The sequence below is a fragment of the Virgibacillus kimchii genome (assembly GCF_055379185.1).
Map to the genome: position 1 here is coordinate 803,474 of NZ_AP043951.1, position 19,701 is coordinate 823,174.

Annotated in this window: 14 protein-coding genes; 11 read left to right on the top strand and 3 right to left on the bottom strand. The window is 34.4% G+C overall.

Annotated features, from left to right (window positions below):
• The first annotated feature begins 99 nt into the window (after nucleotides 1–99).
• Nucleotides 100–1,608: an IS66 family transposase gene (tnpC, locus tag ACZ42C_RS04065; protein ID WP_461183808.1), complete on the top strand. Its 1,509-nt coding sequence runs from the start codon at nucleotides 100–102 to the stop codon at nucleotides 1,606–1,608.
• 143 nt (nucleotides 1,609–1,751) lie between these two features.
• Here the strand turns inward: tnpC and ACZ42C_RS04070 are convergent, their stop codons facing one another.
• On the bottom strand, nucleotides 1,752–2,150 hold the full coding sequence (locus ACZ42C_RS04070; protein WP_461183780.1) for a hypothetical protein: 399 nt from the start codon (nucleotides 2,148–2,150) through the stop codon (nucleotides 1,752–1,754).
• A 472-nt stretch (nucleotides 2,151–2,622) separates the two neighbouring features.
• On the bottom strand, nucleotides 2,623–3,009 hold the full coding sequence (locus tag ACZ42C_RS04075; RefSeq protein WP_461183781.1) for a type II toxin-antitoxin system PemK/MazF family toxin: 387 nt from the start codon (nucleotides 3,007–3,009) through the stop codon (nucleotides 2,623–2,625).
• Nucleotides 3,010–3,217: 208 nt separating this feature from the next.
• Between ACZ42C_RS04075 and ACZ42C_RS04080 the strand changes: the two genes are divergently transcribed.
• The 4 genes from ACZ42C_RS04080 to istB all read left to right on the top strand — a co-directional run bounded on the left by ACZ42C_RS04080 (nucleotide 3,218) and on the right by istB (nucleotide 7,815).
• A complete protein-coding gene (locus ACZ42C_RS04080) occupies nucleotides 3,218–4,066 on the top strand; it encodes a ParA family protein (RefSeq protein ID WP_464891326.1) in 849 nt (282 codons plus the stop codon).
• A complete protein-coding gene (locus ACZ42C_RS04085; RefSeq protein WP_461183783.1) occupies nucleotides 4,067–4,498 on the top strand; it encodes a hypothetical protein in 432 nt (143 codons plus the stop codon). It begins immediately after the preceding gene.
• Nucleotides 4,499–5,461: 963 nt separating this feature from the next.
• Nucleotides 5,462–7,048, top strand: a complete 1,587-nt coding sequence (gene istA / locus ACZ42C_RS04090) for an IS21 family transposase (protein ID WP_464891327.1) — start codon at nucleotides 5,462–5,464, stop codon at nucleotides 7,046–7,048.
• Entirely contained in the window at nucleotides 7,045–7,815 is a 771-nt protein-coding gene (gene istB / locus ACZ42C_RS04095; protein ID WP_441163746.1) for an IS21-like element helper ATPase IstB, read from the top strand. Before istA ends, istB begins: the two co-directional genes overlap by 4 nt.
• Nucleotides 7,816–8,850: 1,035 nt before the next feature.
• Here the strand turns inward: istB and ACZ42C_RS04100 are convergent.
• Entirely contained in the window at nucleotides 8,851–10,080 is a 1,230-nt protein-coding gene (locus ACZ42C_RS04100; RefSeq protein ID WP_461183821.1) for an IS4 family transposase, read from the bottom strand.
• Nucleotides 10,081–10,766: 686 nt separating this feature from the next.
• On the opposite strand from ACZ42C_RS04100, the gene ACZ42C_RS04105 reads away from it, so the two are divergent.
• From ACZ42C_RS04105 to ACZ42C_RS04130, 6 genes are all read left to right on the top strand, one after another.
• Nucleotides 10,767–10,943 (top strand): hypothetical protein, encoded by a 177-nt coding sequence (locus ACZ42C_RS04105; RefSeq protein ID WP_461183598.1) that lies wholly within the window; start codon nucleotides 10,767–10,769, stop codon nucleotides 10,941–10,943.
• Between the two features lie 504 nt (nucleotides 10,944–11,447).
• Nucleotides 11,448–12,452: a hypothetical protein gene (locus tag ACZ42C_RS04110; protein ID WP_461183597.1), complete on the top strand. Its 1,005-nt coding sequence runs from the start codon at nucleotides 11,448–11,450 to the stop codon at nucleotides 12,450–12,452.
• Nucleotides 12,453–13,319: 867 nt separating this feature from the next.
• On the top strand, nucleotides 13,320–14,450 hold the full coding sequence (locus tag ACZ42C_RS04115; protein WP_461183596.1) for a hypothetical protein: 1,131 nt from the start codon (nucleotides 13,320–13,322) through the stop codon (nucleotides 14,448–14,450).
• Nucleotides 14,451–14,811: 361 nt separating this feature from the next.
• A complete protein-coding gene (locus ACZ42C_RS04120) occupies nucleotides 14,812–15,348 on the top strand; it encodes a GNAT family N-acetyltransferase (protein WP_461183595.1) in 537 nt (178 codons plus the stop codon).
• A 2,426-nt stretch (nucleotides 15,349–17,774) separates the two neighbouring features.
• Nucleotides 17,775–18,317 carry a hypothetical protein gene (locus ACZ42C_RS04125; protein ID WP_461183594.1) on the top strand — a complete coding sequence of 181 codons (543 nt, stop codon included), beginning with the start codon at nucleotides 17,775–17,777 and terminating at the stop codon, nucleotides 18,315–18,317.
• Nucleotides 18,318–18,813: 496 nt separating this feature from the next.
• Nucleotides 18,814–19,458: a hypothetical protein gene (locus ACZ42C_RS04130; RefSeq protein WP_461183593.1), complete on the top strand. Its 645-nt coding sequence runs from the start codon at nucleotides 18,814–18,816 to the stop codon at nucleotides 19,456–19,458.
• Nucleotides 19,459–19,701 lie beyond the last annotated feature (243 nt).

Consider the following 19,701-nt stretch of genomic DNA (forward strand, 5'->3'; position numbering starts at 1 on the left):
AAGTCGAATTCTTTATCGTATACTTATTTTATGGAAAAAACAGCGCATACATCAACCCAGTCAATTGAATATTATAAAGCGCAAAATGAAAAGCTTGAGATGGAAAAAGAAGCGTTGGAGGCAAAATTAAAATGGTACGAAGAACAATTTCGTTTGAGCCAACAACGCAGATTTGGATCTTCCAGTGAGAAGACCGATTCAGGTCAGCTCTCTCTTTTCAATGAGGCCGAAGATACTACTGACACGACGGTGGAAGAACCAACTGTCGAAACGATTACATATAAACGCAAGAAACAGCGTGGTCAGCGTGAACAAAAGCTGGAAAACCTGCCTACGGAAACGATCGAATATCGTTTATCCGATGAGGAACAGGTCTGTTCGTGCTGTGGAGGAAATCTTCACGATATGAGCACGGAAGTGCGTAAAGAATTAAAAATCATTCCTGCGCAAGTAAAAGTCGTTGAACACGTGCGCCACGTATATAGCTGCCGGCATTGCGAACGCCATGAAATTGAAACACCTATTGTGACAGCGAAGATGCCGGAGCCAGTATTTCCTGGGAGCCTCGCCTCTCCATCCGCCATGGCTTACACCATGACACAAAAATATGTAGAGGGCATGCCACTTTACCGGCAAGAGAAACACCTGGAACGCTTCGGTGTATCCATTCCACGGCAGACACTGGCCAATTGGATGGTATACGGTGCCATCACATGGCTGGAGCTCATTTATAACAAAATGCACGCCCAACTATTGGAATTGGATACGATGCACGCGGATGAGACGACACTGCAAGTTTTATCCGAGCCGGAACGGCCGGCAACATCCACCTCCTACATGTGGCTATATCGCTCAGGGCATACTGATGTACCCATCGTTCTTTACGATTATCAGCAAACACGGGCGGCCAAACATCCACGCCGATTTCTGAAAGGCTTCCAGGGCTACCTGCATGTAGACGGTTATCCCGGCTACAATGGGCTTCCTGACGTTGTCCTTGTTGGGTGTTGGGCGCACGCACGGCGCAAATTCACAGAAGCACTCAAGGCTCTTCCTGAATCCGCAGCCACTACGGCTGTGAAGGCAAACGAAGGCTTGGACTTCTGTAATAAGCTTTTTGATATTGAACGAGATTTAAAGGACAAAAGTCCGCAAGAACGCTATGAAAAGCGTTTGGAACGCAGCCAGCCAGTGCTGGAGGCTTTTTTGGCATGGTTGAAAGAGCAAACACCACGCGTACTGCCAAAAAGTGCGCTTGGTCAAGCCATCAAATATTGTCGTAACCAATGGGAACGTTTAGAGGCATTTTTGGAGGATGGCCGATTGGAGATTGATAACAATCGAGCTGAACGGTCCATCAAGCCTTTTGTGATCGGAAGGAAAAATTGGCTTTTTAGCAATACCGCAAAAGGAGCAAAATCCAGTGCGATCATTTATAGTGTTGTGGAGACGGCCAAGGAAAATGGACTGAATCCATTTAACTACCTCAGCTACCTGTTTGAGGAACTTCCCAATATAGATACGACAGATGAAGTGCAGTTGACTCGACTTCTGCCGTGGTCCGCTTCACTCCCTGATGAATGCCGCGTTCCTAATAAATCTAAATAAATTATAACAGTAGTCCACATCTGAAAAATAGGTGTGGACTATTTTACGCTTACGAAGATAAAAATTGATAGAACATGGAAAAAGCCCAGAAATAATCTGAGCTAACTAGATTATATTGGTATTAGTGTTTAGAAAATGAATCATTAGAGCGTTATAGAGGGGATTTTACCTTTTGCTCTGATTTTAAGCATTTGAATTATGACATAAAAATACTCCTCGGACATAACAGAGCCGAGTATACTATCGATACCAATCAAATAAGAGTTATAGCACGACATCCCGAATTCGACTATGGCCGCTGTAGTACCTGTTAGGCCCGGATGTGATGGACCAAAGGTATCATTTTCTTCATTGTAATGCATCAGTTTTAGTAATGGAGAATTTGCGGTATTTAGTTTATTGATATCTCCCAGGCATTTAAAAATCTCAGGAATTGCTGCTGCGTAAATCCCTGGCTTGTACTGCATATCCTCGCCAAATACCTCGTATCTCAACATTAATTCCTGGAAGTTGCTTTGATGTTCATCGTTAATAAAATACATCGTATTACCTCATTTCACTTTTATTAATAGAAAATACTACACTTTTTACTTTTAGGTAAAAAAAGATGATTCCTAACTAGAAATTAAAAAGGGTAAAAAATTAATGAAATAAGATACAGTTGGAATTTGTTCAATATTGATTAAAAAAAAGGAGCTTTATCAGCTCCTCGTATAAATTATATTGTTTACATTATTGATTACAACTTTAATCATCATCGTTATTCAAATCCTTTAAACGAATCATTCCCGTTTCACTTTCTTCCAATCTCTTTTAAAGTGCTCTTCTTTTTCCTCTAACAGTTATTTTTGTAATTTGCCTGTGTAGATAGTTTAAATAACTGATGGAATCGACCTGTTTTACCACAGATTTTAACATCTCTATTTTTTTGTATTTTTCAGTCGTTAGCAAAATTGTTGGCTTTTTTTGCTCTTAATTGCTCATTTACAATCCTCCGTTAATTATATTAATCTTCTATACTACTTCAAACTTTTTCTCTTTTTCCCTTTGCACGGTAAACCCTGTTGCAATCATTAGCGAAAAATATATTTTATTGAGAATAGAGTCTGATACAGAGCAAATTTTGTTATGTATGCTCTGTATTGAAATTACCCTGATTTGCTCACATAAAGCATAAGAAGTATTGTTAAGTTGTCCATCATTACAGTCTTCCGGCTTTATTTCCACGTGCATGGGAAGTCCCTTATTTTTGGAAGACAATGGGATGAAAATTGTTGTTGTCGAATGTTTATTTCCTAATTCGGACTGAACGATAATACCAGGTCGAATACCTTTTTGAATGGAACTACCATCCTGTTCTCCTAAATTTGCAAAATATATACCGCCTCTTTTAACTCTCATCTTCATCATCCTTTTTCGTTTCTCAGTTTATATCACATTTCTAAAAAAAGGGATAAGAATAAAGAAAATAATAGATGCTATTGCGTACTCAATTAACTTTATTCCTGGAATCATGAAATAATGGATAACTTTTTTTATGAATTGTGAGGAATTATGTTTTTCTCCTATAAAGATGTATATGAAAGTTAATTTATTATTGGAGGAATGTATGATGAAAACAATGTTGATATCAAATTACAAGGGAGGAACGGGAAAGTCAAAGTCCAGTCTGCTTTTCAGTTATTTAATAAAAGAAAAAAGATACAAAAATCAGGATAACAAAGTATTATTTATTGATTTTGACTCACAAATGAATGCAACTGAAGTTATTGCAAAAGACTTCAGTCAGGAGCAATTAGCAATGATGCAAACGAAAAATATTTTTGAGGCAATCAAGAACGACAATTTAGTGGAAAACATTATTCAGGGAAACATTGATAACCTGGATGTTGTACCGGGTCACCCTAATACCAATTTGTTTCATACTTTGATGTCCCAGAAAGGAGTCACTGAAAATCAGTTCTTATATTTCAAATTTTTATTGAAACAAGTAGAAGAATACTGTGATTATGATTTTATTGTAATGGATATGTCTCCTAGTAAAAGCCCACTTAACTTAGCAGTAATGGCTGCGGCTGATTATCATGTTGTCTTAACGCAGGCAGAAATCTTATCGATAAATATGATAGATAACTATTTAAAAGATATCCACGAAATACAAGAAGCCAGCAAATTTCCAAGCGAGATTTTAGGTATTGCTGTATCGATGAAGGATAGATATAAACACAGTCAAATTTTATTAGAAAAGTTAAAAGAGAAATATGGAAGTTTAGTATTTGATAGTGTGATAAAGCGAAAAAGCTTATTGAATCAGTATTCGATAACTGGATTCCCAAAAAAGAAACAAAATGGGGAATTTTATGCGAAAGACAGAACAGCTTTAACAGAATATAAAAATCTAACAGATGAAATATTGAATCGGATTGAAGTTGTCGAAAAGAAAGGAAAGGTGAGGTAAATGGATTTGTTAAAATCAAAAGTTGGGCATGGAGAGAGTTTGAAGGATTTTCTTCATGGGGCTGGTAAATCGAAAACTGTGCCATCCAGAGAGAATTTTAGCATTATTAACACCCGTGTTCCCGTCGAAATTGTTCGGCAATTTAACCTCTACTGTGTCATGGAAAATCGTTATAAAAAAGAAGTATTTAATGAAATGGTAGAATACTTTTTAGCTAAATACTTAGATAATAAAATAACGGTGGAAGATGCAATTGGTGAAACAAAAATAGATATGGATTATTTGGAAACAACAAATTTCGAAATAGATAAGAGATTCATTATTGAATTAAAAAAGATGAAGGTAGAGAACCGATGCTCACTTAAAGATATGTATGCTCAAATTATTATTCAATTTTTTAATGATAACGACATTGATATGAATAAAAAATGAAGTAAACCAGGAAAGAGAAGTGACTGGGAAATAAACGGAGAAGGGAAATGGCCGACTAAGAATTGATGTGTGAGAAGTTTTATGAAGACAGTTTCTGATTAAAAATGACTGCACTTAAAAGTCTTTTCTTAGTTGGGTCATCATTTGCTGCAATATCAATAATTAATATATTATGCTTTAAAATAATAGAACTTAGAAATGAAATCGATTTGAACCAGACTAAGAAGCTTTGTAATGAAAATTATATTGAAGCAAATGATAGATATTCATATTCACTTACTTCAAGTTCTTTCTTAGTTGGGTCCAATTAAATCAAAACTACTCATAAATTTATTGTTTTAGACGCTATTTCAAAAGCTGAAAAAGCGTCTTTTTTAATTGAAAATATTTTTTCATTTTAAGGCGTATTCTTCTGTAAAATCCCTATAAATCCTTGTTTTTTCGCTTATTTTTATTGATTATGCTTAGTTCATGTTAATTTTCTATTAATAATTGTTTTAAAACAACCAAGGTTTCAACAAATGAAACCTTGGAGAACCTTATTTTATTTAAAGAAAATGATGTGAAAATGGACATGGAAATAGAAAAGAAGTAATTGCAAAAGCAATTACTTCTTTCCACAATAATTTTGATTTAGCTACTGCAACTTGTTTGCCATATAACGCAAAAAAGTAACCTACCCTGCCTCCCAAGGCTAACTTTATTATAAATAATTTTTCTATACAAGTCTAACTTTACAAATATTAAATTTTATTAAATATTACTTAATGGTGTTATATTGTAACTGCTAAACTATAATAGACCATTTCTGCTAGATAAGAATGGACACTTTTTTGGGGGAGTATTTGCATTTGAGAGATGCTGCCCCGGGGAGGGGCAGCATCTCTCAAATGCATCGCGGCGGCCGTTGCCCAATAAAAATTCGCTTCATTAGGATATAATCATTTATGTTGATTATATGTAATGGGGGAAAGAGAAAAGGTGGAAATTCTAGAAATGTACATGAAGATCAAGCAATTAAAAGAACAGGGATTTAAGATACGACGAATTGCCAGAAAGCTGGGGGTATCAAGGACAACAGTGTATAAATATTTGGAGAAGTCACCGGAGGAAATTACGGAGTGGATGGCATCCACCAAAACGCGAGCCAGGAAATTGGATCCATATGAAATGCTCATTCACACGTGGCTTAGTGAACATCCTGACCTATCGGCATCACAGATCCATGACTGGCTGAAGGAGAGATTTCCCAAGTTAGTTGTTGGAGACAGCACAGTGAGAAGTTATGTCAAAGACCTTAGAGATAAATATGGTATTCCTAAAACAGAGCCTAAACGTGTCTATCAGGCTATTCCTGATCCGCCAATGGGCGAACAGGCGCAAGTTGATTTTGGGGAAACAAAACAGAAAACGTCTCAAGGAAAGGTAATCAAGCTATACTTTATCAGTTTCGTGCTTTCGCACTCCAGATATAAATATGTAGAGTGGTTGGACAGGCCATTTACCACAAAAGATGTGATTCAAGCGCATGAACATGTATTTCAATATTATGGCGGCATCCCCTATGAACTTGTCTATGACCAGGATTCCCTGCTCGTGGTGAGTGAGAATGCAGGTGATTTAATACTGACAAGTGAGTTTCAGGCTTATCGCGATGAGCGTAAACTTAAATTTTTTATCTGTAGGAAAGCCGATCCGGAGAGCAAAGGGAGAATTGAAAATGTGGTTGGCTTTGTAAAGAAAAATTTCGCTAGAAACCGAGTATTTCAACACATAGACAAATGGAATGATGATTGTTTAGCATGGCTGGAGAGAACAGGAAATGGGAACGTGCATAATACAACAAAAAAGAGACCGGCTGAAGTGTTCAAATTAGAGAAGCAACACCTCAGACCGATCACCAAAAAAATTTCTATAACAAGTATTGCCTCAAGTATAACAAGAACGGTGCGAAAGGACAATACGATTATGTATGAATCCAATCGCTACTCGGTTCCTCTTGGTACCTATGAAATAAATAAAGAGGTCATTATCGAGGTAACAGATGGAAACCGTTTAGTTATACGAGAGCAATCGGATGGGCCGATTATTGCAGATCATCTCATTTCTACTGAAAAAGGGAAACTTATACAGGCTACCCAACATATGCGGGATCGTTCCAAAGGCATTCCAGCTTATATTGCCACTGTTTCCGAAGGGTTTGAGGATAAGGAAACAGCCACGGCTTTCCTGGAGGAGATTCATCAAAGATATCCGCGTTATGTGAGAGATCAGTTAAAGATGGTATTAAAAGCTTCTCAGTCGGTGGATCAAGCCATCCGAAACGAAGCGTTATCAGAATGTGTAAAGCGCGGATTGTACAGCGCAACAGAGTTTCGTGATGTGGTGGCATTCGTTCAGCGGCAGCATCCATCCGATTCCGACCAAACAGCTGCAAGTGAGGAAATCAAAACACTGCATTACGTTGATCCGGCATTATTAAACACAAAGGCAGAGACAAGGGAATTGGATCGTTATCTAAATGTGTTAAAAGAAGGTGTAACGGTATGAAATATTCTCTTGAACAGTTACAACAACAACTTCGTTCTTTAAGGCTATCAGAGACGGCAGCACATTTGCCTTCTCTGATTCAGCAAGCTGAATCAGAAGATTGGACATACCGGACTTTCTTACATCATCTAACTGCATATGAACAGAAACGCCGCGAAGAGAAACAAATTGAAAAACGTTTGAAATGGGCAGCATTCCCTACTTACAAAACGATAGAGGCGTTTGAGTTGGATGAACAACAATCCTTAAGCAAGAAACAGCTCCAGCAACTAACCGAGTTTACATGGCTGGACCAGCTGTACAATTTAATTATTTTGGGCCCTCCGGGCGTGGGGAAAACTCACTTGGCAACGGGATTGGGAATAGAAGCAATCCATCAGGGTTATAAGGTTGCCTTCATATCCATGGGTCAACTTATTCATACGTTAAAGACGGAGGAAGTTACAAGAAAGTCCCAGACAAGGATGAAACGCATCCGGGGCGCCAATCTCGTCATCATTGATGACTTAATGTTCATGGCCATGGATACACGGGAAGCAAATCTATTTTTTCACCTGATCAACGACCTTTATGACAAGGCTTCCGTGATATTAACATCAAATAAAGGGCCGAATGAATGGGGAGAATTATTAGGAGATCCCGGACTAACAACAGCCATCCTGGACAGACTTTTACACCGTGCAGAAGTACTTCATTTTCAAAATGATGACAGTTATCGGATGAAACATCGTTCTTCCATTTTTATGGAAAAAAGTGTCCAGAATTAATTAGCAAAAAGTGTCCATTTTCACTTGACGGTTACATATATATTTTCTAATATAATTAAACAGTATTAAATGATTATAAATTATAATTTATTTGAGGAAGAAGGAGACTGGCATTGAATAGACAAGAAATTAAAAGTAGTTTCGAGTCCTGAGTTCTATTTTCTGGCTTATTTAACTGTGAAATTAGGGATATTCTTGTTTTATAGCTAGAATTTATTAATTAGAGTGGGTTCGTGTTATTTTCTGGTGATATACTGACTAAATGTGCGAAACTTAATTTTTAAACAAGAAAGAGAAAACTGTTTTTCTAACGAGTTTCGTTACCTATTACAAATGACCATCCATTTGTATGCTAATTTGATGGTCATATTTTATTGGTTTAACATTGAAACTTTCACTTTTTTCAGATTGTGAATTCCAAATTATTTCAGGTGTTTAATCTGCATAAAGTGCGAGACACGGCTTGATATGTAGAAGGCTGGAATAGCTAGCCTGTCTGGCAAGCCACTATTTTTGGATGATATAATGTGTATCTTTACATTAAAATTTTTCAGTTTTTATGCTATATTAGACCTATTATGCATAAGATTAATTATCTTGGTTTTAATTTCTAACAGTGGATTTGTCTTTAAAAAAGTCTGATGTAACTTTTACAATACAACCAGTGAAAAAATAATATGAGGAAAGAGTAAATAGTATATATATAAATTTAGATAAACAGATAATGAAATATCCAATAAAGGCAATAGGTACAGAAACAACAGTGTTGATAGGTAGTTATTTTAACCAATCGTCGTCAATAAATTGGTACATCAAAGTTATGATAATTGGTACGATAAGAAATCAACAGCATTAAGTGATTCTAAAAAAGGTCACTAGCGTTGCATTAAAAAGTAAAAACAATGTCAATCAATAAATCTGGTAGCTTCAGTTATTTAGTTCAATTTTCTGATAAATACCTAGTTTTATTCGAGAAAAAAAGTTAATATGCTTTAAAGGTAGCCCTTCATCCATTTTTAGAATTTTATATATTTATTAGTTAACTGGATCGTAGCTTAGATCATCTAAGTGCAAAACCTCCTCTGATTCGTATTGTGCCAAGGTTTCATTAAAAACCTTTTCGTGGTCCAGCCTTCGTCGTCCATTGGATGATCGTTCTGGTTTCCTGAATAATTCGGAAATAAAAAATGTCATGGATTGTGACCAGAAATCACGGGTCCAACGCAACATTTCGACTAAAGTTCCTTCATAGCCCAACTTGTTTTTCATTAACAGGGTTAGGCAGAAAGTAATCATAGCTATTAGTATTTGATTGTATACAGCGTTTTCACTCTTTCCATACAGTTTTTTGATAACCAGATGTTGCTTTATCCATTTGAAAAACAATTCAATTTGCCAGCGATGCCGGTAAATATCACTGATTTCCTGTGCACCGACGGTTGCATCGTTACACACAATTCGGATCTGGTTCCCTTCGCTGTCTACAGTTTCTATTAACTGCAGCGGATTCTTCATGTTTCCAATCTTCACGATCGCATGCCTGGAGATTGAAGAATCCTCATCTACCGGCAATTCCTCGATGACATTTACAACAGTATTCGATTTAATTCTTGTGGCAAACCGGATACCTTTTTCACAATAATAATCAAACTTAGCAAAGTTGAAATAACCTCGATCGAAGACATGAAGGACCCCTTTATCCGGCACAATTAATGAATCCAACTGAGTTTCATCAGCAGGTCTTGCAGGGGTAAGTATCATATCATTTGGATAAGAGATATCATCACAAAAGACGATGGAAGTATGCATCTTCACTCCCGCTTTTGTCTCCCGAAAATCTGCCCATTCATATTGGCTGAGACACATGGAAATGGTCGATGAATCAATCAGATGAAGCTTTCCAAGTGATTTGTCTGTCATTGTTGGGCCAAGTATTTGGTGCAGCTTTTGAATTAAATGATGCAGGATCGCCTGAAAAATCTCGGGTGGAATATCTCCATTTTTTCGAGAGAGTTGTGATTTACTAATGCTCTCTATACCAACAAGTCTTTGCACCGTTTTCTTTCGTTTAATCGTATCACTTATCCGCTTCAGACTATCTAAGTTTTTTAACTGGGCATAGATAAAAGCATTCGTAAACGTAAGTACATCAAGCTTTTTGACGTATTTGTCAACTTCGGCATGATCAATCATTTTTTGTATTACCTTTGAATCTAATGGATGAATGTATTCCTTGAATACAGTTTTTATGGTATTATTGTCCATGGTTTCTCCTTATAGTTAGGGATTTGGACAGGACTACCATACCCTAATTATAAGGTTTTTTTAATGGATTTTAAAGTGAAAAGATCTAATATTACCAACTTTCAAATAAAATATTTTACTTGATTTTTTAATATTATTTTCCTGCAACGCTAGTGAAAAAAGGTAGAAATTGAACTGGGTAACCCCAAAATCCGAAGTATTCATCTGTAGTATTTGCTATGCAAATCCTGGTCTTTCGAATCAAAAGTTAAGTGCTAAAGGTGCCCGGCAATAATTTTATAGTATAATGCAAGTATCTTAGGCGTTGGGATTTCGTGAGTTTCCTGAATATTACTATCAAGTTATTAGAAAAGATTATAATTTGTTATATATATTTTAGAAAAAGTTATAAATTACTTAATAAATTAGATGTAAGGATATATATTATTCCAGTTGAAAACTGTGAATTTTTTAAAATAAGCGCAGGTTTCACAAAAAGTATTTATAAACATTTAAATATTGGTAGAAAAGATTATAATTTATATAATAATGTTAGAAAAGGTTAGTGAAAAACAAGGTTACTAATTAAATTGGGGAGGGGACCACCTATAAACTGTTCGACCCTTATATTGATAACTCAATAAAAATATCCACATTTAAAAATTAGGAATAATTTGATTAATATCTTTAATGAAGTAGGTGATTTATTGGATAAAGAATCTAAAGACCGGGTGGAAAAAAGAATAGAAATGGCAGGGGAACGTGCCCGATTAGAAGCCAAAATTAATGACACTTACGTTGTATATATTGATGAAAATTGTAATATTGTAAAAGAATTTCCAGACGGAAGTACTGAAGTTATTCAAGAGAAAAAATTTAAATAGTAGTTATAGTAAAGAGTAACCCGTTCAGTTTTAGGGGAGAAAACAATAAATAACAAACTATTTAGGAGTACAAATCGCATAGCGTTTCGTACTCCTGTTTTTATAATATAACAACAATTACTGGATTTGAACACCGAATTGTCGTTGTAAATAGCAATTTTTTAACAAGTGTACATAGATTTATGTACTATGTGGAATTAAGGTTCTAAAATGTATGTTAATTGCATGTTATTTGAAATGTCATTTGTAATGCTATTAAATGAATTGGTTCTGATTTTTAAAGTTTTTTAGTGTTTTTGTTAAAATATTTATATATGTGAATAATTGTACTTAAATTAAAGCAGCAGGTTAGTTTAAGAAAACACTTATATAAAATCTCTTATTATATTATTTTAAAGGGACTTTGTTAAAAAGTAGTAAAAGAATTATTCACTAAAAATCAAATTATATGTTAAAGTTATGACAACTTAGACTTTATAAACAAAATTCAAGGAGAGAAAGAAGTTGTACATAAATAATCCTGCTACTAACCAATTACCACAAGGTGTTAAAATCGATGATATCAAACAAGCAATTGATTCTTCTGGCTACCCATTACAAACAATAATCGCACAAAAACTTTTAGAGATGCATTTTGGAATACATGATGAATGGAGTTATATAGACAACCAATCAAACTCCTTAAGGACTATGGATATTTTCGCAAGTAAAGCATTATGGGATATTGAAAAATATCAGCCTAGAATTAGGCCAGAACTAAATCTATTAATTGAATGTAAACAATCAAATCTTCCTTACGTTTTTTTTCTTAACAGTACAAAACCCTTTTTATATAATTTCCCTTTAATCGGGGGTGTTCCTAAAGAAAATATCTCAATAACTTCAAATAGCACTAGGGATACTTATATGACCCCTGTATATGCTACTATTGGTCTTCAATGGGAAAAATTCTTTCGAGAAACACCAGAATTCTGTTCAACATTTTCTAAGGGTTCACGTAAAGGTAAAAATATTGAGCTATCCGGAAGTGACGCTTATAAAGGTTTAGTTCTTCCTTTGATAAAAGCTGCTCAATACTTTGAAAGTAGCCAGAAGCCTAAACCTTCTCATTGGTATTTTGATGCACATTTAACCATACCAGTGGGTATAGTTGATGCTCCTATGTTTGGAGTTAGAGTTTTGGAGGAAGGTAATGAGGTATTCCCTTTACCTTGGGTAAGAGTGTTAAAACACGAGTCAATTGAAGATGATGTATATAATAATCAGAAAATATACGCGCTAGACATTGTTCACAAAGATTACTTTGATGAATATATGGCAGAGCAACTTATTCCTTTTGCTAAATTGTTTGGTGAAAGAGTACATAAACACGAAAAAGTTCTGCTATCAGGTAAAGGGTTTGTCAAAGATATGGAAAATCCATGGTCACATTCCTTTGAAGAAAGATTAGAATTCAAACCATTGACTAAAAGAACTGGAACAATGTTACAAAAAGTATTTAAGAAATAATAATTACTAATTCTAGTTCTTTTTACTCCCACGAAAGAAACCGATTTTTTAAAGGAAAATTAGCTGAACAATTGATTTGGCCTTATATAGCTTAATGGTGCTTTAGCGGAATAAGATAAATTAAATATTACGATAAAAAACGCTCAGGTTCTGAGCGTTTTCGTTTACTGTTTTTACTGCTAAATTGGGTTAGAAGTGTGTGTTAATTATTGAGTTATTTATGATGTTATTAGCATTTTTCTCTCCCAAAACTGAACTCGTTATCTGCTATTACATACTGGGTAACTGGAGTAACACAATTATTTATAGGACACACAACTGAAGGAGGTAAATAATTGCAAGATTCCTCATAATGGGTTTGGTAGCACTGATGCTCCTAGGTAGTCTGCTTCCCGAGGAGGGATGTGTTGCCAATGGACGTTGTTAATGCGTAACACTAATGATATCCTTCGGGATGTTAGTAGCGTTTATCGTTCCGATAACAACGGCAAAAAATAACCCCTCGCATGCGTTTGAAAGGCGCTGAGGGATAAGCTGCCTTACCCCTCTATGGGGTTCGGTCTATTCCGACCGTTCCAGGTTGCAACATAGGCGGTCTTAATTAATATATGCCATTATGAAAAATTTTATATAGAGGATTCGCATTTGCATGTACTTCTGTTAAGTCATTATAGATTCTAAGTCTACTACCTTTCTCTTTAATCATTTTTCAATATTTGCTTCGGTGTCATTCAATATAATATGGTGTATTGTAATGTTACCGGAGTAATATTTATACGCTGTCATCTTTTTTATAAATTAATTAAGGTATTATATTTTTTTAAAATAATGTTATCAGTATCAACTTATAAGAAAAGGATGATGCTGATGAATAGGAAAATAGTAATAGTGGATGAAGTAGGTCATTTTAGTGATGAGTTCAACTTTGATGATTACGAAATTGTAGAATCAAATCAAATGAAAATAAGAAGAGATAGGGCTGAAAGAAAGCAAAAGAGAACACTGGATAAACGTGGAAGTTTTGTTTTTTGCAAGGTGAATAGTATAAAGCAGCTGGAAAAATCAGATTTAAAATTGAGAAGCAAAAGTTATTTAATGCAGTTATTATTGTATACTGATTATGATTGTGAACCATTAAAAATTGGTAGGCAGCCTTTAACTGTGGATGAAATTGCAAACATCTGGGGTATCGGTAACCCTTCGAGTCACCTTGACAATTACGTGAAAATGAACATACTCAAGAAAGAAATACATTCAGAGGATAAAAGGAAGAATGTATTTACATTAAATCGTGATTTTTTTGTGATGGGACATTTAAAAGAGAAAGAGAAAAAGGATGCAAACTTTATCATGGTGTATCATAGGGAGCTCAAAAATATCATTAGGAGATTAAAAGAAATTGAAGAAAAAGCGAAAGAACAAGGAAGAAAAGTGGATGCAATGATTGCACTTGGATTACTATTCAGTTTGCTGCCATATTTTCATTACGATACATATTATTTAGTTAAAAATCCAAATTACCCAGAAGAAGGAAATACAAAAATAGATGAGACGGATAAATGGGATTTGCTGAAGAATCCAGGAAAGGATTTATCTTATTTGACAATAACTGATATGGGAAAAGCAGCAGGGTATGCTAACATGAATAGAAAAACGATTAATAAATACATTAATTGGCTGATAAAGGCTGAAGCAATCATTGAAATGAAAAAAGGAAAAATGAAAAGATATATGCTAAACCCTAAACTGTGTTATAGAAAAGATGACTTAGCAGTTGATGATTATACTAAACATGTAATCAATCAGTTTACCAAGAGAGACAGTAAGGATTATCATTTTGTTTCAGAAGAGAATGAGGCAATAGAAATAGAAATTAAAAAAATGACGAGCTTGTTGCAAGAACCAAAAGTTTATCAGGTTAATTATAAGAAGGACGCTGAACTAAAGATGAAAAAGGTGCGGGACATGATTAATAAATTAATTGGAAAAGAGAACTGATAGTATTTTAAGTAGTTCCGTTACGGTGGAGAAACATACGAAATAGCATTCAATTAGCAGACCAAATCACATATGACTTGGTCTTGTCCTTTTCACCTATATACCAAAGATTATTGGTTTTTAACGCTTGAATTAGCATACAAAATCGCACACCAGATATCATAATGTCAATAGCTGTTGTCAATGTCCTTTTTATGTGAATTTGTAAGTTATTTTCGATGCTAATTTTTCAAAACCAAGAGTATAATTGTTATATTGTCTTAAAATAAATATATAGTTTGTGAAAGAACGTACTTAAACTAACGGGCAGTTTAGTGGAAGATGATATTACCAAAAGTTTAGAAGTAAAGGAGAAGTTATAATGGTCGAACTAAAATATTTTGAACGTACAGATTTCAAACAGCTTATTGATTGGATTGATTCACCTCAGTTTTTACTTCAATGGGGAGGGCCTGCTTTCTCGTATCCCTTAACTGAAAATCAGTTGGAAAAATACATTGAGAATGCTAATAACGATAACTCTGATACTTTAGTTTATAAAGTAGTAAGTAATGAAACTGGAGATGTAATAGGTCATATTTCTTTGGGGAAAATTGATAGAATTAACAAATCTGCACGAGTAGGAAAAGTATTAGTTGGTGATAAAAACGTCAGGGGTAAAGGAATAGGTAAACTATTGATGAAAGAAATCCTCAAGGTGGCATTTGATGAACTTAACTTACATAGAGTTAGTCTTGGAGTATTTGACTTTAATGTATCTGCCATCGCCTGTTACGAAAAAGCAGGTTTTATAAAAGAGGGGTTACTTCGAGATTCAAGAAAAAACGGTGACGAATACTGGAGTCTATGGGAAATGAGTATTTTAGAAAACGAATGGATTAAAACCAAAAACATTTAGTCTTATTCATTGAATAAAGGAGGTAGTTCGGGAATATCTTTTTCTTGTTCTAAACTTAGTTTGTGAAGAAATGTACTTAAAGAAACTGGTGCTTTAATTTAACAAGAAAATATAAAAAAGAACGCTTGGGTAATAAAAATACTCAAGCGTTTTCGTTTGCTATTTATACTATTATTTACAGTGCTGAACATAATGCGTTTAGTGTTTCTATTTAGCCTGTTATTTAAAATTTTCTCCACGGTATCGGAACTACTTAATAGTGTTTTTAGTTCTTTTTTGATTATTGCGGAAGAAATGAGCCACTTATGCTTGATTTTGAGCCACCGGTTGCGAGAAATAAAGCCACCAATTGCGGAGCTGAGAGCCAATAGGTAAACTGCTCTTATGAGAAGAGAGTCAGAGCCACAGTGGAAGCTGCTTGCCATTGACTGTAACGCCCGATTCTAAGCATTTGGTGGAAGAGGACGGGGCCCCGCCAGCAAATGCTTAGAATCGGTGTGTCCGTGTTATCATATCTGAGCAGATGTGCCTATTTGGCATTATTTTTGACAGACCTGCGATTATTCCTCTACACGGACAAAAGTTAAGTCAATGGTCGCGGACAATAGGATTTGCGCTAATTATGCCAGATAAATGATAGTGGCTCTCCACTCCACAGTTACTGGCTCAATCATCCGCATTCAGTGGCTCAAAAACTCCGCACTGCTGGCTCAAACTGTCCGCAATACTCATCTTTTTTTATGTTTATATTTTAAAAAGGTGCTATGGAGTAGGAGTAGTTCCGCAAAATATGTTCTTAGACTGATAGCTATTTTCCATATTTCGTGCTCGCGGTAGATGGTTTTAATCTAAATGTGTTCTTTCATTGAGTGATAAAATCGATGGGGAAAAAGGGCATGATTCCATGCGGGGAAAGGATTGGAGGGAATTAAAATGAAGTGTGTTATCTATTAGGTATTTAAGTGGAAAATATTTGGTCTTTAAATGATGTAAAAATGAAGAAGGGAAGTTGGAATTGGATTGTTTTTTGTTTCCAACTAATTTCTTCATATCCAGTAAACATTTATTCTAGGTATAAGTGTTGATTTAATAAGGTTTATAAGTTCATTGATTGGTCTAAAAATTATTCATGGTACTTTAAAATAATGTTTGTAATAGAAATTGCTATGCGTATTAATAAAACACGAAGAGGACAGTTGGACCATTCATGTTGTTTATTCCAACTCTATTTCTTCGTTTTTACAATGTTAAATTGTACAACAATATTTAATAAACTTCTCATTAATTGATGTGAAGGGATTTGTTATCGAACGGTTCTCACCCCATAGGGCTCAAACCTGAGCTTTTGATTGGGCAATACTATTCAATTCAAAACCAAAACCCCAAAACCCTTGGTCTTTGTAATCAAAAGTCAAGGGCGCTAGGGCAGCATTTGTTTTGTTGGAAAATAGCAAGTTACAGGGAGTGACAGAAGGGTTGAACGGAACCGTCACGTAAACATCTTTCAAACCGTTGCTGGAAAGTAAAATTTCATTTTCAACATACCCATGAAATTTACCACGAGGATTGAGTTCATACGTCCTTATGGATATCAAACCCTAAAAACATCTTGCTTCTTTTTCAAACAAAAAAGGTATGGTGGACAGGCTTCGTTTGAGTTTGTTCAAGAGCAAAACTCTTTTAAAAGCTTTTGCGCTTCTGCTGAATCTTCATATAAGCTATTTCCTTGATTGATAATAAGTTATCATAATTTATTTCCTTTCATCTGCTTTCTTTTTATTTAATAGCATAAATAACGATGCATTTTTTGAACAGGACAGTTAAATCAATTAATAAGAATATAGGTTTAATAGAAGTTAAAAAAGCCCTGCATTTTCAGGACTTTATTGGTTGTTTACTGTTCATTTTTTTTGTTGCCATACGATTTAGTTCTTTATCAAATTGCTTTAGTTTTTTCATACGATTACAAAGGCTCTTTTGCTATCAGCTACTTTTTAATTTTTGTAGTTGCTGCGCATATATTGCTGAGCTTGAAGCTACCGAAAGTTCTTTTGGTTAATCTTAAGAACTACCTTCTTCATCAGTTGTAATCTCTTCTCCGAATGCGTTTTTACCTGCAACAGCTTTAAATTCTAAACCTTCATGAGATGAAGTTACATAGTCTAACTCATGCTTAACATCTTCATCATATGCTGTAATAGCTGTACGTTCTGATGCATAGACGTTCCCATCTTCGTCAGTTAATATTGATAGTATAGAGAAAAAGGAATTTATTTTAATGCAAATAGCGAGATTGGTAGAATAGGGAGGGATGAACAAGGTTGCATTTGTTTTTCATTTGCAACTGCAAACTTTATGTCAAAGTTACACTACTTATGCTAGAGAATTATCTAAAAATAAAAATAATTTAAGAGAGGTGATTAAAAATGGACGCTGAAACTTACTGGAAAAATTTTAACCTGGGAAAGGAATTGACTGTTGCTGGAGGCTTCATATATAACGGTTTAAAAACTTTTGATTCAATGGAAAATTTCGGAAAAGAGGGTGAAATATTCGAGTTCTTTTATAATACTTCAGTAGGTATAGAGCGATTGTTAAAAATAGTAGCCATATTGACTGAGCATAGTGATTCAATGAATCAAGAGGAATTTGAAAAAAGTTTAATTACACATAATCATATGGAACTTCTAAGGAGAATTTCAAAAAAACATAATTGTGGGTTTAGCAACCTACAAAATGATTTCTTAGACATGCTAACCAATTTTTACAAGACCATAAGATATGATAGATATAATTTGGAAAGCATTCAATCAAATAATAAGGAGAAAGTGTATTTAGTTAGTTTTCTCGTAAAACATTTGAAAGTTAGAATCGATTCTGAAGGAATGCTTGTATCTCCAAATGAACTAAGATATAAGAGATATATTGGGAAAATTATCGGAAAAATAAGTGAAGTATTATACGAGTGAGTAGAAAGAGAAGCTAGTGCCCTAAACATTTATACATATATCGTTTGGAAGGAATTAATAATATACTTAATAAATACAACTGACCGTTCTGGTGCTTTGGATTTTATTAGGGGAATAGAACCACTGAATTTCGAACCAGAATTAGTGAATGATTATCTGAGTGTATTCAAATCTGATATCGAAAAACACGAACTTATAGCCCAGGTTGAAATGTTTTACGAGGATATTGAAAACAAGAAAGAGCGTTTGGAAATACTAGATTTGCTAAATAATCCACATGTTTTTTTTTGATTATAATGAAGGTGATGACAGCGAGGAAGAATTCGAAGATGATTGTGAGGGAGAGAAAAAGTGAAGCTCATAGAGAAGGTCGGTGCTAAAATATAAAACTATTTAGAGAAAATAGTTTTATAGTACTTTAAAATTCTTCCAACTTTTGTTAGCGTACTGATAAATGCGCGACGATTTAACTAATGCTAGTAAGGGGGGAATACTCATGTTATCAAACTCCTGGATTATAGGAATAGTAAGTGGATTTATTGCAACAGCTATCTTCAATTTAATAATTAATTTATTTACTAAGAAGGATTATAATAATAATATAGAAAAAGCCAACTCTGAAGTTCATGATTTATTATTATTAGCAACAATAGAAGAGAAAATGCCGAATGCTGCAGTGATAAGTGCCTTGTTAAATTCAACTGCTAAAAAATATACTGTTCGAATAAATGATATCAATTCAGTTGATGATGTGTACGATGATTTAATTAGGGGAATTTATAAAACTAATTTATTGTCTTTTGAAAAGAAACAAACAATTACAATCAATTTAAGTGATTTAAAAGAACAGAAATATATTTTGAAAAGTGAAAATAAACTACGGGATTTATACAATATAAGAGAATTAAGAAGAACAAAGTTGTTCCTTTATACGTATGTTGTAGGATTATCATTAATGTTTCTTGTCACGTATCGTGATAAATTAAACGGAGAATTCACCCTGCATGCTTTTGGAAGTTTATCTGAATCTGACAAACTTCTTGCTGGGTTTGTAGCAACGTATACAGTTTCTTTTATAATGAGTAGATATTTTGAAAACAGAATGCATAAAAAATATAGAAAATCGGATGAAGCTACATAAATGCGAATCTATTCATTTAATAAAATAAGCAGAGTCTCTATGAAGAATAACATCTTTGTAGAGCTTTTTTGTTCCTTCTAGTCTCTTTTTCTATTCTATAGAATAGAAACACTCACAAGTATAAATTTAGTAAACGTATTACAATTTGCTTCTGTTTTTATTTCTATTTCCTCAAACAACAGTATCTTTTATCATCATTCTTCTTCCTTAGGTGAGGGTAGAGCGATGAAAGCGAGCCAGGCA

Coding starts and splice junctions, on each gene's coding strand:
- tnpC (WP_461183808.1), top strand. CDS start 100: ATGGAAAAAGAAGCGTTGGAGGCAAAATTAAAATGGTACGAAGAACAA.
- ACZ42C_RS04070 (WP_461183780.1), bottom strand. CDS start 2,150: ATGTATTTTATTAACGATGAACATCAAAGCAACTTCCAGGAATTAATG.
- ACZ42C_RS04075 (WP_461183781.1), bottom strand. CDS start 3,009: ATGAGAGTTAAAAGAGGCGGTATATATTTTGCAAATTTAGGAGAACAG.
- ACZ42C_RS04080 (WP_464891326.1), top strand. CDS start 3,218: ATGATGAAAACAATGTTGATATCAAATTACAAGGGAGGAACGGGAAAG.
- ACZ42C_RS04085 (WP_461183783.1), top strand. CDS start 4,067: ATGGATTTGTTAAAATCAAAAGTTGGGCATGGAGAGAGTTTGAAGGAT.
- istA (WP_464891327.1), top strand. CDS start 5,462: ATGGGGGAAAGAGAAAAGGTGGAAATTCTAGAAATGTACATGAAGATC.
- istB (WP_441163746.1), top strand. CDS start 7,045: ATGAAATATTCTCTTGAACAGTTACAACAACAACTTCGTTCTTTAAGG.
- ACZ42C_RS04100 (WP_461183821.1), bottom strand. CDS start 10,080: ATGGACAATAATACCATAAAAACTGTATTCAAGGAATACATTCATCCA.
- ACZ42C_RS04115 (WP_461183596.1), top strand. CDS start 13,320: ATGAATAGGAAAATAGTAATAGTGGATGAAGTAGGTCATTTTAGTGAT.
- ACZ42C_RS04120 (WP_461183595.1), top strand. CDS start 14,812: ATGGTCGAACTAAAATATTTTGAACGTACAGATTTCAAACAGCTTATT.
- ACZ42C_RS04125 (WP_461183594.1), top strand. CDS start 17,775: ATGGACGCTGAAACTTACTGGAAAAATTTTAACCTGGGAAAGGAATTG.
- ACZ42C_RS04130 (WP_461183593.1), top strand. CDS start 18,814: ATGTTATCAAACTCCTGGATTATAGGAATAGTAAGTGGATTTATTGCA.